This is a genomic window from Roseovarius sp. THAF27 (assembly GCF_009363655.1).
Taxonomy (GTDB): Bacteria; Pseudomonadota; Alphaproteobacteria; order Rhodobacterales; family Rhodobacteraceae; genus Roseovarius.
Map to the genome: position 1 here is coordinate 2,562,423 of NZ_CP045393.1, position 14,647 is coordinate 2,577,069.

Below are 14,647 nucleotides of genomic sequence, written 5' to 3' on the forward strand. Positions count from 1 at the left end.
ATACCCGGGGAATAGAACGGCAAGAAGGAGAAGCGGAATGCCGACAGGCACCGTTAAATGGTTCAATACGACGAAGGGCTATGGTTTCATCGCCCCGGAAGAAGGCGGCAAGGACGTCTTCGTGCATATCAGTCAGGTGGAACAATCCGGAATGACCGGCCTGGCCGACAATCAGAAGGTTGAATACGAGCTTCAGGAAGGCCGCGACGGTCGGCCCATGGCGGTCAATCTGAAGGCGGTCTGAAACCGCCCGAGCGTGTGTGCGACGCGAAAGAGCGGTTCAGGCCGGGTTGTCGGCCTGAACAACGTCCCAATTTTCCCCCATTGCGACGATGCAGGACGTGCCGGTGGCATACGTCACCACCAGCGTCCAGCCGCCGCTGTCATCCGTCCAGACCTCCATGACCTGATCGGGACCTTGGGTGCCCCGTGCGAGACGCGACTCGCCGAACTGGCGGGTCAGCTTCTGCGTGAGGCTGTGGCTTGGCGCGCAGAGAATGTCCGCGATGGGGCTGGCCGCAACCGCCGGAACGGCGCCGAGGGCGGCCAGGGCGACGGGGACGATACACCTGAACATGGGGCTACTCCTGTAAATCACCGGGAGGCGACATGTAACAGATTCATGACGACAAGTATAGTGCGCGTATATACGCAAGATATACGACCGCGCCCGCCGGACCGCCACCGCCACACGAAAAAAGAGCGCACCCCCGATGCGCCCTTTCCCCGGATTTCACATGCCCCGGCGGTGGATCAGAAGCAGCCCTTCTGCCCTTCGGCACAGTTGTAGGACTGGCGGGCCTTGTGGACATAGTGCCGTTTTTTGGGCGCCGGGTGCTGCATGACCTGTTTGTAGCTTTGCGTCTGGTTCGGCTTGCCGCAGCAGATGACACCGGAAATGGTGATCGGCTGCAGGCCGTAGGGGCAATAGTTTTCCTTGGAATGATAAGGGTAGATCTTGGCCTCGGCGAGCGCCGGCCCGGCGATGGCGGTCATGGCCAGAGCGGCCACGATGGGTTTAAGAATGCGCATAAGGTCCTCGTTCGCTATGAATTTTTTATCCCGTCCCACGGATACCAGATATGGTACGCGATGGCGGGAATGTGTCAATTTCTAATGTGGCGGCGCGTGGTGCCAGTGCGTGGAGGGAGGCTCTGCCGGGACGCGCCCGACCTGGAGGGCGCATTGGTGGGTCCGATCCGGGTGGTCTCGCCCGCAAACTCGCGCCGGTCATCCTGGGTCTGACGTCGCAAACGCGCCCTCCGTGGGGAGGTCGGGCGCGGCCCGGCAGAGCCGGGCGGAGCGGTTGATCAGCGTTTGCGCAGAAGCTCCACCACCTCGCAGCGCGGGTCGTCGGACTGGAGCACGAAGCGTGTCGTTTCCTCCCACTCCGCCGCCTCATACTCCGGGAACCACGTGTCGGCGTCCTCGACGGCCAGGTCGACCTCGGTGATCACCAGTCGGTCGGCGCGGGGCAGAAGTGCGTCGTAGATCCCCGCCCCCCCGATGCCGCAGATATGGGCGTAGCCGGCATCATGCGCAGCGGCGATGGCGCTGTCGATGGAAGGGTGGACATGCTCAGCGCCCTCGGGCGTGCCGGAGGAGACCACGAGGTTCAGGCGGTTCGGCAGGGGGCGGAAGCGCTCGGGCAGGCTTTCCCACGTGCGGCGGCCCATGATGCAGGCGGTGCCGGTGGTCTCGCGCGAAAAGAACTTGAGGTCGGCGGGGATGTGCCACGGGATGCCCCCCTGCCGCCCGATAGCGCGGTTGCGGTCGGTCGCCACCACAAGCGAGATCATCAGACTGCCACCGGGGCAGAAATATGCGGGTCGGGGTCGTAGCCGGTGATCTCGAAATCCTCGAAGCGGAAGTCGAATATCGACGTGACGTCCCGGGTGATGCGCAGCGTCGGCAGCGGCTTGGGCGTGCGGGAGAGCTGCAGTTTCACCTGATCCACATGGTTGGAATAGATATGTGCGTCGCCGAAGCTGTGGACGAAATCGCCGGGTTCGTAGCCGGTGACATGGGCCAGCATGTGCAGCAAGAGCGCGTAGGAGGCGATGTTGAACGGCACGCCCAGGAACATGTCGGCGGACCGCTGGTAGAGTTGCAGGTGCAGCTTGCCCCCCGCGATGCGCACCTGCCAGAGCGTGTGGCAGGGCGGCAGGGCCATGTCGGGCACGTCGCCCGGGTTCCACGCCGAGACGATCAGGCGGCGGCTGTCGGGGGTTTCGCGGATCATCTGCATCAGGGTTTCGATCTGGTCGATCTCGCCCACCGGCCCCGGCCAGTGGCGCCACTGGTGGCCGTAGACGGGGCCGAGGTCGCCGTCCGCGTCCGCCCATTCATCCCAGATGGAAACGCCGTTTTCCTTCAGGTACGCGATGTTGGTCTCGCCCGAGAGGAACCACAGAAGCTCGTGGATGATCGAGCGCAGGTGCAGTTTCTTGGTGGTCACCAGCGGAAAGCCGTCGGCCATGGCATAGCGCGATTGCAGCCCGAAGGCCGAGATCGTGCCGGTGCCGGTCCGGTCGGTCGAGGGCACGCCATGGGTCATCACATGGGCCAATGCGTCGTGATATTGCTTCATCGGGTCTTTCCGCCGTTGGGCATTTGCGGGGCGCGGACAACTAATGCGAGTCGCACCCCACTATATCTTGCGGGGCGGCGCAAACAATCCTCCAGATCGGGTGGCGGTTGCGGGGCAACACAGCCTGATTTTCCTGCCACGGCGCATGAAAAAAACTTTGACTTTGCAGGCTTGCGCGCCGACTCTCGGGCAAAACAATACAAAAACGACCACATATTGAGGGCAGTACTCATCATGAACCGTTTCGTGGCATCACTCGTGCTGCCGGCGTTCCTGCTGGCATGCGGCGGGGGCAGCAACCCGTTCACCCCCGACCCCGCGGCGCCGGACCCCGGAACCGGCGGGGACGGTGACAACCCGACCGACGCAGGCATCCCGACCGCGCTGGCCGGGGACCTGACCCGTCTCAATTACAATGCGGCGACGCAGACATTGACGGTCGAGGGGCTGACGCTGGACGGAGGCGACGATCCTCTCGTGTACAGACGGCGCCCCGGCCTGGATCGGAACGGGTACCAAGCCTATACGTTCCAGGACGACGGGCGCGACCGTCACTATACGATCTACGTCGCAGAAGCCAACAACAACTCAGGTGTTCGAGCCGGTACGGGCGCATCGGGAGGAGTGCGCAACCGGTTTTTCGGGGGTGGGTACTACGAGCGGGACGGTGACTTTTCGCCGGCAACGGGCCAGGTCAGCTATGCGGGTAACTACCTAGGCGTCACGAACCTGTCCGGAAGCGGCGAAGATCTCACGCCCCCTCCGGCCGGTCTGGACCCGGACCTTGTTCCGACCCAGGCGGCCGAGGTCACCGGGCGCGTGGAGCTTCAGGCAAATTTCGGAGATGACGCTACGGTCGAAGGAAACATCATCGAACGTACGATCGTGGACGGCGGCACCGCGCTGCCCTCGATCGTCCTGGTCAACACACCGATAAGCTCCGATGGTACCTTCGTCGGTCAGGCCGAATACGAGCAGGGCGATTTTCCCGGTGAAAACGTGATCGGCCAGAAGATTGGCGATTACGGTGGTATTTTCGGAGGCACGAACGCGTCCGGCGTTGCGGGCGTCATCCACCTGGATGAATTCGACGGACCGAACAACCCGCTCGGCCTCGAAAACGAAGAGGAATATGGCGTTTTCGTGCTCGACCAATGTGGCCAACCTGTCGAAGACGCCACTGGCTGTGCCGGCACGAACCCGTAACGCACGCGCCACGGCCGCGTTTGCGCTGATCGCGGCGCTGTCGGCCTGGGGTCTTTCGGCCCCGGCCGAAGACGGCGTTGAGATGACCCTGCCCCAGGCGCAGGCGCTGGCGGTGCAGGCGATCAAGCAAGACCGCCCGAAGCTGGCCTATCAGCTGAGCGAAGGTCTGCTCAACGTCAACCCGCGCGACGGGCAGGCGCATTACACGCAGGCGCTGGCATTCGCGCAGGTCAAGGCCTACGGGTTTGGCCGCAAGTCCGCGCGCAAGGCGTTCAACACCGCCCAGACAGAGGTGCAGAAATACGAGGCCGCGCAGCTGGCCTCGCAGATGGCCTATGCCGACGACCGGCTGACCTTGTCGCAGTTCTGGCTGCGCCGCGCGGTGCAACACGCGCCGACCGAAGACGTGCGCCAGGAGTCGATCAAGGCGTTCCGCACCGTGCGCGCGCACAACCCGCTGAATTTCAACCTGAAATTCTCGATCTCGCCGTCCGACAACGTCAACAATGGATCCAACAGCCCCTACAACATCATCGACGGCGTGCCGGTGGTGGGCGTGCTGTCGCCCAGCGCGCAGGCGATCGACGGGATCATTGCCACCACCGATCTGCAGGGCAGCTATCGCATCGCCTACGGCGAGCGGTACATGACGCGGCTGACCGGGCGGGCCTATACGCGGCAGGTGACGTTCAACGATGCCGTGCCGGGCTTGAGCGGGTCGGACATTTCGTCCTCGCGGTTGCAGGTCGGGGTGAACCATCTGGCGGTCGACGGATCCAAGCGCGGCCAGTGGGAATTCGACCTGACCGGCGGGCGCGTCTGGTACGGCGACAGCCCGCTTTACGATTTCGCGCGGCTGGGGGTCGAACGGCACAATCGCCTTGGCGAGAACACGCGCCTCGGCTTTGGCGGGGCGGTCGAGTTCCAGGAAGACGAGACCTGGCCCTATAACGACGCCATGCAATACGAAGGCTTCGCGCAGCTGAGCTACAGGCTGGCGAATGGTGCGCGGATCGGCGGATACCTGAACTATCGCACCACCGAAACGGACGGGGTGAACCGCGCGCGCGACCAGTGGACCGGGATCGTCAGCTACACGATGGGGCGCGAGATCGGGCCGGCTCTCATCAGCTTTCAGCTGGGCCACAGCCTTGTCGAGTACGACAAGTACCGCATCATCGGCCCCGTCCCCGGCGGGCGCAGCGACAACAGCACCTTCGGCGGCGTCACGGCGACCTTCCAGGACTGGAGCTATCTGGGCTTCGTGCCCACCGTGTCGGTGAATACCGAGGCGACGGATTCCAACATCAGCCGGTTCGACGTGGACGAAACCTCGGTCAGTTTCGGCATCCGCTCGGAATTCTGAGGCCCCCGCCCCGCTCTGGACAGCGCGGTGCTTTCGGCTAACTGTGGTGGGGAAATCAAGTACAAAGGAGCCGCACGCTTATGGCGCTGAAATACCTGCACACGATGGTCCGGGTGAAGGACCTGGAAAAATCCATGGCCTTCTACGAACTCTTGGGCCTGAAGGAGACCCGGCGCATGGACAGCGACGAGGGCCGCTTTTCGCTGATCTTCATGGCGCCGCCGGGACAGGAGGAATGCCCGGTCGAGCTGACCTGGAACTGGGACGGCGACGACGATCTGCCCGATGACAGCCGGCATTTCGGGCATTTGGCCTATTCGGTCGATAACATCTACGACATGTGCAAGCACCTGCAGGACAACGGCGTGACAATCAACCGTCCGCCCCGCGACGGGCGCATGGCCTTCGTGCGCAGCCCCGACAACATCTCGGTGGAATTGCTGCAAGCGGGCGACGCGCTGGAGCCGGCAGAGCCCTGGGCCAGTATGGAAAGCACCGGGCACTGGTGATGGGTCTGCACCGTCTTCCGCTGATCGCGGTGGCGGTGCTGGCCGCCCCTGCCCCGGCGCTGGCCGACGCGCTGGCCGAGGCGGCAGCGAAGCAAGTGGGCGTGACGGTGATCTACGATCCGTCCTATGTGGGGCTGGACTTTCCCGGCGGCGACGTGCCGCGCGACCGGGGCGTGTGCACCGACGTGGTGATCCGGGCCTTGCGCGCTGCGCACGGGATCGACCTGCAACTGGCGGTGAACCGCGACATGAAGGCCGATTTCGCCGCCTACCCCGCCCTCTGGGGCCTTTCCACGACCGACCGCAACATCGACCACCGGCGGGTGCCGAACCTGGAAACCCTGCTGCGCCGGATCGGCGCGGCGGAGGGTCCGAGCGACGACCCGGACGATTTCGCGCCGGGCGATATCGTCAGCTGGCGGTTGGCCGGGTCGGGCCTGCCGCATATCGGGATCGTGGCCGAGACGCGCAGTGCCGATGGCGCGCGGCCGCTGGTGACGCACAACATCGGCTGGGGCACCCGGACCGAGGACATTCTGTTTGACCATGACATGGTGCTGCGCGCGCGGTTGGATGAAGCCGCGCGCGTGCGCCTGCGGGCGTTGACGCAATGAGGGTGTGGCGCGTCCTGGCCCTTGCGCTCTTGGCGCTGATGCCGCTCAGGGCGGGGGCCGAGGGGTGCCGGCTGGCGCTGGTGCTGGCGGTCGACGTGTCGTCGTCGGTGGACGCGGCCGAGTACGATCTGCAACGGGTCGGCCTGGCCGCGGCCCTCGATGCCGAGGAGGTGCGCCACGCGATCCTGCGGGGCGCACCGGGGCACGTGGCCCTGGCGGTCTACGAATGGTCCGGGTTCTACCAGCACAAGCTGCAACTGGACTGGACGGTGCTGGACGGCCCCGGCGCGATCGATGCAGCGGTTGAGACCCTGCTGAAGATGCGCCGCAGCCATGACGAGTTTCCCACCTCGATGGGGCCGGCGCTGGGGTACGGCGCAAGCCTGTTGCAAAACGGGCCGGTCTGCGAGCGGCGGGTGATCGACGTGTCGGGCGACGGGGTGAACAACTATCGCTATGGCCCGCGCGAGGCCTACCGGCATTTCCCGATGCAGAACGTCACGGTGAACGGGCTGGTGGTGCTGGGCGAGGACCCCAGCGTGCTGACCTGGTACGGGGCCGAGGTGCTGCACGGACCGGGGGCGTTTCTGGTGGTGGCCAACGGGTTCGACGAGTTCACCGAGGCGATGACCCGCAAACTTTACCGTGAAATCAACGATATCATCCTGGGCAGCGTGACGCGGCCCGGACCGCACGGATGAGGTTGCGGGCGCTGGTGCTGGCCAGTGCCGCGCTGTGGCCGGGGCTGGGCCAAGCCGAGTGCCGGCAGGCGCTGGCGCTGGGAATGGACGTGTCGGGATCGGTCGATGCGGATGAGTACCGGCTGCAAACCGACGGGCTGGCCGCGGCGCTGCTGGCGCCGGAGGTGCAGGAGGCGTTCCTTGCGGTCCCCGAGGCCTCTGTGCGGCTGATGATCTACGAGTGGAGCGGCGTGCGGGACCAGCGCGTGCTGCTGGACTGGACCGAGATCGACGGCGCGGCGCGTCTGGCCGAGGTCGCTGCCCGCCTGCGCGCGACGCAGAAGGCCAAGGGCGACGATCCCACCACGGCGATCAGCGCGGCGGTCCTGTTCGGGGTGGCGGCGCTGAACCGGCAGGCCGGGTGCCTGCGCCGGACGCTGGACATCTCGGGCGACGGGCCGGCCAATATCGGGCTGCACCCGCGCGATCTGACCGAGGGTGATCTTGGCGACGTGACCGTCAACGGGCTGGTGATCGGGCCGGAATCGCGGTCGAACACGTCGAAGAACCTGCATAACGTTAAATCTCTGGAAGGCTATTTCCGCGCCTTCGTCCTGCACGGGCCCGGCGCCTTTGCCGAGACCGCGCGGGACCACGCGGATTTCGCCGCCGCCATGCGCCGCAAGCTGGTGCGCGAGCTGCAACTGCCGAACCTGTCCCGGCTCGTGCCGCCGCAGCCCGCGGGCCTGCGCCTGCCTTGAAGTGTATCGCGTCCGACCCGGGGTTTCAGCGAAGGGCGTGACGCGGTCATCAACCGGAAAGGGCGCGCCGTTTCGCGAATGTCCGGGGCGCCGGTTTCCCGCGAGACGGGTCAGTAGATATAGCGGATCTGGTCGCTCCAGTAGCGTTCCACCCGGCGCAGGGCGCCGGTGATCTGGTCGATGCCGTCATGGCTGATGACGCCGCGCGATTGCAGCCCCTCGGCGTGCCGTTCGAACAGGCCGGCCACCACGTCGTGGATGCCCCGCCCCTTCTGCGTCAGCCGCACGCGGACCGAGCGGCGGTCGATCTCGCAGCGCTGGTGGTGCATGTAGTCCATCTCGACCAGCTTCTTGAGGTTGTAGCTGACATTGCTGCCCTGGTAATAGCCGCGGGTCTTCAACTCACCCGCCGTGACCTCGTTGTCGCCGACATTGAACAGCAGCAGCGCCTGTACCGCGTTGATCTCGAGCACGCCGATGCGCTCGAACTCGTCCTTGATGACATCCAGAAGCAGCCGGTGCAGCCGCTCCACCAGTGACAGCGCATCGAGATACCCCGCCATGAATCCATCCGACTGCACAGCGGTCGGCATCTGTTGTTGAAAACTCATCACTGTCTCCGTGCGCTACTGCTCGGAGACCGATGTGACAAAGAAAGCCGAATAATCGGTTAAATGCCGCCAATACCGCGTAAAATGCGAACTATTTCGGGGCTTGAATCAGCCGGCGGAGACGGCCCGGACCTGCCCGATCAGGTCAGCCAGGTGCGGCGGCGGCGGCGTCTGCCCCGTGACCCACTGGTAGAGGTCCTGGTCGTTCTCTTCCAGCAGCGTCTCGTAGAGATCCAGTTCGGCCGGGGACAGCGCGGCCAGACGCGCCTCGGAAAAGCGCATCAGCAGGATGTCCATCTCCTTGGTGCCGCGCCGCATCGACCGCATGCGCAGCCGCTTCAGCCTGGTGTCGCCGGTCTCGGTCACGGGCCGGATCAGACCCGGTCCTGCAGGGCCTTGCGCAGTTTTTTCTCAAGCAGCCCAAGGCGTTCGGCGGTGCCGACCACCTGGGTGCGCAGGGCGCGGATCTCGGTCACGAGGGCGGTCACGTCCGCATCCTCGGCGGCGTCGGTGGGGGCGTCGGGGCCGTCGCCCTCGGCCATGAGAAGCCAGCGCAGGCTGACGTTCAGCAGCCCCGAAATGGTGGAAAGCTTGTTCGCCCGCGGTTCGGTCACGTCGTCTTCCCAGCCCTGCAGGGTCTTGAGCTTGACGCCGAGGCGCTGCGCCATCTGCTTTTGCGTCATGCCCGCCGCCTCGCGCGCGCCCGCAAGGCGGTCACCGAACGTGGTGGCCTCGGGATCGTACCAGTCGTTTTGCGTTTCGGCGGTCATGGTTTTCCTTTCCGGGGCGTGGCCCATCGAATGCGTCTTGCCTAGCATACGGGCCATGACCTACGAAGACCACAGCCGAAAAACCACCCGAGGTGCGACATGAATCCGCTATCCGCGACATTGGCCCAAGTGAAACCTTCGCCGACCATGGCGATCTCCGCCAAGGCGCTGGAAATGAAGGCCGCGGGCGAGGACGTGATCGGCCTGAGCGCGGGCGAGCCGGATTTCGACACGCCGGAAAACATCCGCGCGGCGGGCATCCGCGCCATCGAGGAGGGCAAGACGCGCTATACCGCGCCGGATGGCATCCCCGAGTTGAAGGACGCGGTCTGCGCCAAGTTCAAGCGCGACAACGGGCTGGACTACACGCGTGCGCAGGTCAGCATCGCCTCGGGCGGCAAGCAGATCCTCTATAACGCGCTGATGGCCACGCTGAACCCCGGCGACGAGGTGGTGATCCCCGCGCCCTACTGGGTCAGCTACCCCGACATGGTGACGCTTGCGGGCGGTACGCCGGTGATCGTCGAGGCGGGGATCGAGACCGGGTTCAAGCTGACACCGGAGGCGCTGGAGGCGGCGATCACGCCCAGGACCCGCTGGTTCATCTTCAATTCGCCGTCCAATCCCACCGGGGCGGGGTATTCGTGGGACGACCTGAAGGCGCTGACGGATGTGCTGATGCGGCACAGCCATGTCTGGGTGATGACCGATGACATGTACGAGCACCTGGCCTATGGCAATTTCCGCTTCTGCACGCCGGCGCAGGTCGAGCCGGGCCTTTACGAACGCACGCTGACCTGCAACGGGGTTTCCAAGGCCTACGCGATGACCGGCTGGCGGATCGGCTATGCCGCCGGGCCCGAGGTGCTTATCGGGGGGATGCGCAAGATCCAGTCGCAATCCACGTCGAACCCCTGTTCGATCAGCCAGTGGGCGGCGGTCGAGGCGCTGAACGGCACGCAGGATTTCCTTGCCCCCCATAACGCGATCTTCGTGCGGCGGCGCGACCTTGTGGTCGACGCGCTGAACGCGATCCCGGGCATCACCTGCCCGCGGCCCGAGGGGGCGTTCTATGTCTATCCCTCGATTCAAGGACTGATCGGCAAGACGAGCGCGGGCGGCACCGCGATCGACAGCGACGAGGCCTTCGTGACGGCGCTGCTTGAGGAAACCGGCGTCGCGGTGGTGCATGGCGCGGCCTTCGGCCTGTCGCCCTATTTCCGTGTCAGTTACGCCACATCGGATGCCGCCCTGAAGGAGGCCTGCGCCCGGATAGCGGACTTTTGCGGAAAATTGTCGTAATGGGTCAGGCGATTGACCGAAATCCTGTCACGTCGCAGGGGAGGCCCGCGTGAGCGGCGAGTTGCCAGACTATTACTTCCGCGTCCGCGAGAACGGGGCGTTCGTGTTTCGCGTGGACACCGAGAACCGCCAGCGGCGGATCGAGATGGACCAGATCGCGGTCATCAACATCAAGAACGGACAGGTCAAACCGCATGGCGACAGGGCGTTGACCGACGAGGACGCGCGGGTCATCAAGGAATGGATGGATGCCCGCACCGAGCTGCTGGCGCGGCGGGACATCGACGATATTCACCGGGCGGTGGATTACCTGAACCTGACCACGCACTGGGCGCAATCGCGCGCCACGGATGACCAGCTGGAAGACGTGACCGACGCGCTTTTGCTGGCGATGCACGACCTGCGCTCGGTGCTGGTCCGCAAGAAGGCTGACCGGCTGTTGGCCGGCGACAAGGACGACGATTGATCGCGCGATTTCCGCGCAGAAATCGGGCCGGAAAATGCGTATTTTCCGGGACAGGATTTTCGAAAATCCTGGGTCATTTTCTTGCAAGAAAATGGTGCGGAAATTTGCAAATTTCCGCCCCTGCCCTCAGTCCTGCGACAGCCGCGCGCGCAGCGTCGTCTTGACCACCTTGCCGTAGTTGTTCTTGGGCAGTTCATCGACCGCGAAATAGGCCTTGGGGCGTTTGAACCGAGCAATCCGGGCCAGGCAATGGGCGTCGAGTGCTGCGTCGTCCAGCGTCTCGCCCACGGGCACCACGAAGGCCACCACCTCCTCGCCCCACTCGTCGCTTGGGCGTCCCACCACGGCGACCTCGGAGACATCAGGATGGGTCAGCAGCGCCTCCTCGACCTCGCGGGGATAGATGTTCTGCCCGCCCGAGATGATCACGTCCTTCGAGCGGTCCTGCAGCGTGAGATAGCCCGACGCATCGAGGCATCCCATGTCGCCGGTGAAAAGCCAGCCGTCGCGGATGGTCTCGGCAGTTGCGGACAGGTTGCGCCAGTAGCCCGGCATCACCAGGTCGCCGCGCACCATGATCTCGCCCACAGCACCGGGTGGCAGGGGCTGGCCCGCGGCGTCGCCCACGCGGAGTTCGATCCCGGCCTGGGCGCGGCCCACGGTGGCAAGCGCGCGGCGCGCGGCCACGTCCGCGCGGCTCAGCGAGGTGATCGCCATGGGCGCCTCGCCCTGGCCGTAGATCTGAATGAAAACCGGGCCGAACACGTCCAGCGCTGCCTCGATATCGGCCACGTACATCGGGCCGCCGCCGTAGACGATGCTGCGCAGGCCGGTGCCGTCTCGGCCGTGTTGCCGGGCATGGTCGGTCAGGCGCCGCACCATCGTGGGCGCGGCGAAAAGGTGCAACCGCCCGAAATGCCCCGCGAGGTCGAGGATTTCGCCCGGATCCACGCCGCCGCTTTCGGGGACCGCGTGGCGGGTGCCCATCAGGACATGCACCAGGCTGTAGAGCCCGGCGCCGTGGCTCATCGGCGCGGCGTAGAGCGTAGCGTCTTCCGCACTGACCGCATCGACCGAGGCGAGGTAGGCCAGGCTCATCGTCTGAAGCATCCGGTGGGTGATCTGCACGCCCTTGGGCCGCCCCGTGGTGCCGGAGGTGTAAAAGAGCCAAGCCAGGTCCGACGGCGCCCGCGACACGAGGGGCAGCGCGTCGCCCGCGATCTCGTCCGGGGACGCCACCGGACAGGCGGCCCCCTCCAGCGCCCTGGCCTGCGCCCCGGTCGCGATGCAGAGCGACGCCTCCGCATTGTCGAGGATCCAGGCTACCTCCTGCCCGTGCAGGCGGGCGTTGACCGGCACGGCCACGGCCCCGGCGATCCAACTGCCGTACAGCGCCACGAGGTAATCGGGGTGGTTCGCCATGAACACCGCCACGCGGTCGCCGGGACCGATGCCGCGCGCGACCAGACCCCCGGCGAAAGCGGCCGCGCGGGAGTGGAACCCGGCATAATCGGCGACGCGTCGCGTGCCGTGGAATAGCGCGGGCGCGGTCCCGCGTCCCTCTGCCTGGCGCTGGAGCCAATGGGCGATGTTCATGTGCATCCTCGCGGTCGGAGTGTCGCGGCCGGTGTTTCGCCGACCGACGCCCGGATCAATGGTAAACCCTGTCCCGGCCCGGCGGAACAGGCTTTCGATGGCGAAAAGCCACCCGGTTGCGGTCGGTTTGATTTTCCCCTCGCAATCCGGCGCCAAATGCCCCAGATTTCCTTGCAAATAGGCGCTTTCAAGTAGGCCCGTCCTGGCCTATAAGCGCGCAAAACAAGACAGGCGCGGCCGGACGGGACAGTGGGCCGCGACCCTAGCTTCGAGGATACGGGATGCCGGACAAGACTTCCAAGACGAACCACGACGCGGACGTGGCGTTTATCAAGGCGCTGGCCGAGGTGCTGAACGACAACGACCTGACCGAACTGGAGGTCAAGCGCGAATACGGCGACGACGACACGCTGAACGTGCGCGTCAGCCGCAAGCAGAAGGTGGTACAGCAGATGTCGGCGCCCGCCCCTGCCCCGGCGGCGCCGGCCGCGCCCTCTGCCCCGGCCGCGGCACCGGCGTCGGAGGCCCCCGCGCCGTCCGAGGACCCGGCCAGCCATCCCGGCGCGGTCACCTCGCCCATGGTCGGCACGATCTACATGCAGGCCGAACCCGGCGCGCCCGCCTTCGTCGCGGTGGGTCAGCAGGTGGCCGAGGGCGATACGCTGCTGATCGTCGAGGCGATGAAGACCATGAACCACATCCCCGCCCCGCGTGCCGGGACCGTGAAGCGCATCCTGGTCGAAGACGGCGCCGCGGTGGAATACGGCGCCCCCCTGATGATCATCGAATAAGGGCCAAGCGATGTTCGACAAGATCCTTGTGGCCAACCGGGGCGAGATCGCCCTGCGGGTGATCCGCGCCGCGCGAGAGATGGGCATCCGGACCGTCGCGGTGCATTCGACCGCCGATGCCGACGCGATGCATGTGCGCATGGCCGACGAATCCGTCTGTATCGGCCCGCCGCCGGGCTCCGAGAGTTACCTGTCGATCCCGTCGATCATCGCCGCCTGCGAGGTGACGGGCGCGCAGGCCATTCACCCCGGCTATGGCTTTCTGTCGGAGAACGCCAATTTCGTGCAGATCGTCGAGGATCACGACCTGACCTTCATCGGCCCCACCGCGGAGCACATCCGGGTGATGGGCGACAAGATCACCGCCAAGGACACCATGAAGGCGTTGGGCGTGCCTTGCGTGCCGGGCTCGGAGGGCGGCGTGGCCGACCTTGCCGAAGCCAAGGCGCTGGGTGACGAGATGGGCTATCCTGTGATCGTCAAGGCCACCGCAGGTGGTGGCGGGCGCGGCATGAAGGTGGCGCAGACCGCCGCCGACATGGAAAACGCCTTCATGACCGCGCGGTCCGAGGCCAAGGCGGCCTTCGGCAATGACGAGGTCTATATCGAGAAGTACCTGACCACGCCGCGCCATATCGAGATCCAGGTCTTCGGCGACGGCAAGGGCCGCGCGGTGCACCTGGGCGAGCGCGACTGTTCGCTGCAACGGCGGCATCAGAAGGTGTTCGAGGAGGCCCCCGGCCCCTGCATCACCGAGGAAGAGCGCGCCCGGATCGGCAAGATCTGCGCCGACGCGGTGGCCAAGATCGACTATGCCGGTGCGGGCACGATCGAGTTTCTGTACGAAAAGGGCGAGTTCTATTTCATCGAGATGAACACACGCCTGCAGGTGGAGCACCCGGTGACCGAGGCGATCTTTGGCGTCGACCTGGTGCAGGAACAGATCCGCGTGGCCGAGGGGCTGCCGATGTCCTTCACCCAGGAGGACCTGAAGATCAACGGTCACTCGATCGAGGTCCGCATCAACGCCGAGAAGCTGCCGACCTTCTCGCCCCGTCCGGGCCGGATCACGCAGTTCCACGCCCCTGGCGGCCTGGGCGTGCGGATGGATTCGGCGCTCTACGATGGCTATTCCATCCCGCCCTATTACGATTCACTGATCGGCAAGCTGATCGTGCATGGACAGGACCGTGCCACCGCGCTGGCGCGGCTGAACCGCGCCCTGGGCGAGCTGATCGTGGACGGTGTCGACACCACGGTGCCGCTGTTTCACGCGCTGTTGCAGGAGCCCGACATTCATTCGGGCGACTACAACATACACTGGCTGGAACACTGGCTGGAAACCAACCTGCAGGAGAGCTGAGGCCGCCATGCCCCGGTCCCGG

19 protein-coding genes are annotated in these 14,647 nt (G+C 65.6%); 11 read left to right on the forward strand and 8 right to left on the reverse strand.

Annotated elements, in window-relative coordinates; all coding sequences use genetic code 11:
• The first annotated feature begins 37 nt into the window (after positions 1–37).
• Entirely contained in the window at positions 38–244 is a 207-nt protein-coding gene (locus FIU89_RS12825) for a cold-shock protein (RefSeq protein WP_057790118.1), read from the forward strand.
• Positions 245–280: 36 nt separating this feature from the next.
• On the opposite strand, the gene FIU89_RS12830 is transcribed toward FIU89_RS12825, so the two are convergent.
• From FIU89_RS12830 to FIU89_RS12845, 4 genes are all read right to left on the reverse strand, one after another.
• Positions 281–577, reverse strand: a complete 297-nt coding sequence (locus FIU89_RS12830; protein WP_152492964.1) for a hypothetical protein — start codon at positions 575–577, stop codon at positions 281–283.
• Positions 578–753: 176 nt separating this feature from the next.
• Entirely contained in the window at positions 754–1,032 is a 279-nt protein-coding gene (locus tag FIU89_RS12835; protein ID WP_254701669.1) for a hypothetical protein, read from the reverse strand.
• A 278-nt stretch (positions 1,033–1,310) separates the two neighbouring features.
• A complete protein-coding gene (locus FIU89_RS12840; RefSeq protein ID WP_152492965.1) occupies positions 1,311–1,799 on the reverse strand; it encodes a dihydrofolate reductase in 489 nt (162 codons plus the stop codon).
• A complete protein-coding gene (locus tag FIU89_RS12845; RefSeq protein WP_152492966.1) occupies positions 1,799–2,590 on the reverse strand; it encodes a thymidylate synthase in 792 nt (263 codons plus the stop codon). Before FIU89_RS12845 ends, FIU89_RS12840 begins: the two co-directional genes overlap by 1 nt.
• 171 nt (positions 2,591–2,761) lie before the next feature.
• Between FIU89_RS12845 and FIU89_RS12850 the strand changes: the two genes are divergently transcribed.
• The 6 genes from FIU89_RS12850 (at position 2,762) to FIU89_RS12875 (ending at position 7,726) form a co-directional block, all read left to right on the forward strand.
• Positions 2,762–3,796, forward strand: a complete 1,035-nt coding sequence (locus FIU89_RS12850) for a thymidylate synthase (RefSeq protein ID WP_254701670.1) — start codon at positions 2,762–2,764, stop codon at positions 3,794–3,796.
• A complete protein-coding gene (locus FIU89_RS12855; RefSeq protein ID WP_152492967.1) occupies positions 3,723–5,162 on the forward strand; it encodes a hypothetical protein in 1,440 nt (479 codons plus the stop codon). The genes FIU89_RS12850 and FIU89_RS12855 overlap by 74 nt, the downstream gene beginning before the upstream one ends.
• An 80-nt stretch (positions 5,163–5,242) precedes the next feature.
• A complete protein-coding gene (locus FIU89_RS12860) occupies positions 5,243–5,671 on the forward strand; it encodes a VOC family protein (RefSeq protein ID WP_152492968.1) in 429 nt (142 codons plus the stop codon).
• The gene (locus FIU89_RS12865; protein WP_152492969.1) at positions 5,671–6,285 is read left to right on the forward strand and encodes a DUF1287 domain-containing protein; all 615 of its coding nucleotides are present in this window, start codon (positions 5,671–5,673) and stop codon (positions 6,283–6,285) included. The genes FIU89_RS12860 and FIU89_RS12865 overlap by 1 nt, the downstream gene beginning before the upstream one ends.
• Positions 6,282–6,986 (forward strand): DUF1194 domain-containing protein, encoded by a 705-nt coding sequence (locus tag FIU89_RS12870; RefSeq protein WP_254701671.1) that lies wholly within the window; start codon positions 6,282–6,284, stop codon positions 6,984–6,986. Before FIU89_RS12865 ends, FIU89_RS12870 begins: the two co-directional genes overlap by 4 nt.
• On the forward strand, positions 6,983–7,726 hold the full coding sequence (locus FIU89_RS12875) for a DUF1194 domain-containing protein (RefSeq protein ID WP_152492970.1): 744 nt from the start codon (positions 6,983–6,985) through the stop codon (positions 7,724–7,726). Before FIU89_RS12870 ends, FIU89_RS12875 begins: the two co-directional genes overlap by 4 nt.
• Before the next feature lie 110 nt (positions 7,727–7,836).
• Here the strand turns inward: FIU89_RS12875 and FIU89_RS12880 are convergent, their stop codons facing one another.
• From FIU89_RS12880 to FIU89_RS12890, 3 genes are all read right to left on the reverse strand, one after another.
• The gene (locus FIU89_RS12880) at positions 7,837–8,337 is read right to left on the reverse strand and encodes a MarR family winged helix-turn-helix transcriptional regulator (RefSeq protein ID WP_254701672.1); all 501 of its coding nucleotides are present in this window, start codon (positions 8,335–8,337) and stop codon (positions 7,837–7,839) included.
• Between the two features lie 108 nt (positions 8,338–8,445).
• Entirely contained in the window at positions 8,446–8,703 is a 258-nt protein-coding gene (locus FIU89_RS12885; RefSeq protein WP_152492971.1) for a succinate dehydrogenase assembly factor 2, read from the reverse strand.
• An 8-nt stretch (positions 8,704–8,711) separates the two neighbouring features.
• Positions 8,712–9,107, reverse strand: coding sequence for a helix-turn-helix transcriptional regulator (locus FIU89_RS12890; protein WP_152494513.1), 396 nt, complete (start codon positions 9,105–9,107; stop codon positions 8,712–8,714).
• 99 nt (positions 9,108–9,206) lie between these two features.
• Between FIU89_RS12890 and FIU89_RS12895 the strand changes: the two genes are divergently transcribed.
• Positions 9,207–10,409 carry a pyridoxal phosphate-dependent aminotransferase gene (locus FIU89_RS12895; protein WP_152492972.1) on the forward strand — a complete coding sequence of 401 codons (1,203 nt, stop codon included), beginning with the start codon at positions 9,207–9,209 and terminating at the stop codon, positions 10,407–10,409.
• A gap of 49 nt (positions 10,410–10,458) precedes the next feature.
• Entirely contained in the window at positions 10,459–10,875 is a 417-nt protein-coding gene (locus tag FIU89_RS12900) for a hypothetical protein (RefSeq protein ID WP_152492973.1), read from the forward strand.
• Positions 10,876–11,001: 126 nt separating this feature from the next.
• On the opposite strand, the gene FIU89_RS12905 is transcribed toward FIU89_RS12900, so the two are convergent.
• The gene (locus FIU89_RS12905) at positions 11,002–12,471 is read right to left on the reverse strand and encodes a class I adenylate-forming enzyme family protein (protein WP_152492974.1); all 1,470 of its coding nucleotides are present in this window, start codon (positions 12,469–12,471) and stop codon (positions 11,002–11,004) included.
• 281 nt (positions 12,472–12,752) lie between these two features.
• Between FIU89_RS12905 and accB the strand changes: the two genes are divergently transcribed.
• Positions 12,753–13,262: an acetyl-CoA carboxylase biotin carboxyl carrier protein gene (gene accB / locus FIU89_RS12910; RefSeq protein WP_152492975.1), complete on the forward strand. Its 510-nt coding sequence runs from the start codon at positions 12,753–12,755 to the stop codon at positions 13,260–13,262.
• Positions 13,263–13,272: 10 nt separating this feature from the next.
• Positions 13,273–14,625 (forward strand): acetyl-CoA carboxylase biotin carboxylase subunit, encoded by a 1,353-nt coding sequence (gene accC, locus FIU89_RS12915; protein ID WP_152492976.1) that lies wholly within the window; start codon positions 13,273–13,275, stop codon positions 14,623–14,625.
• Positions 14,626–14,647 lie beyond the last annotated feature (22 nt).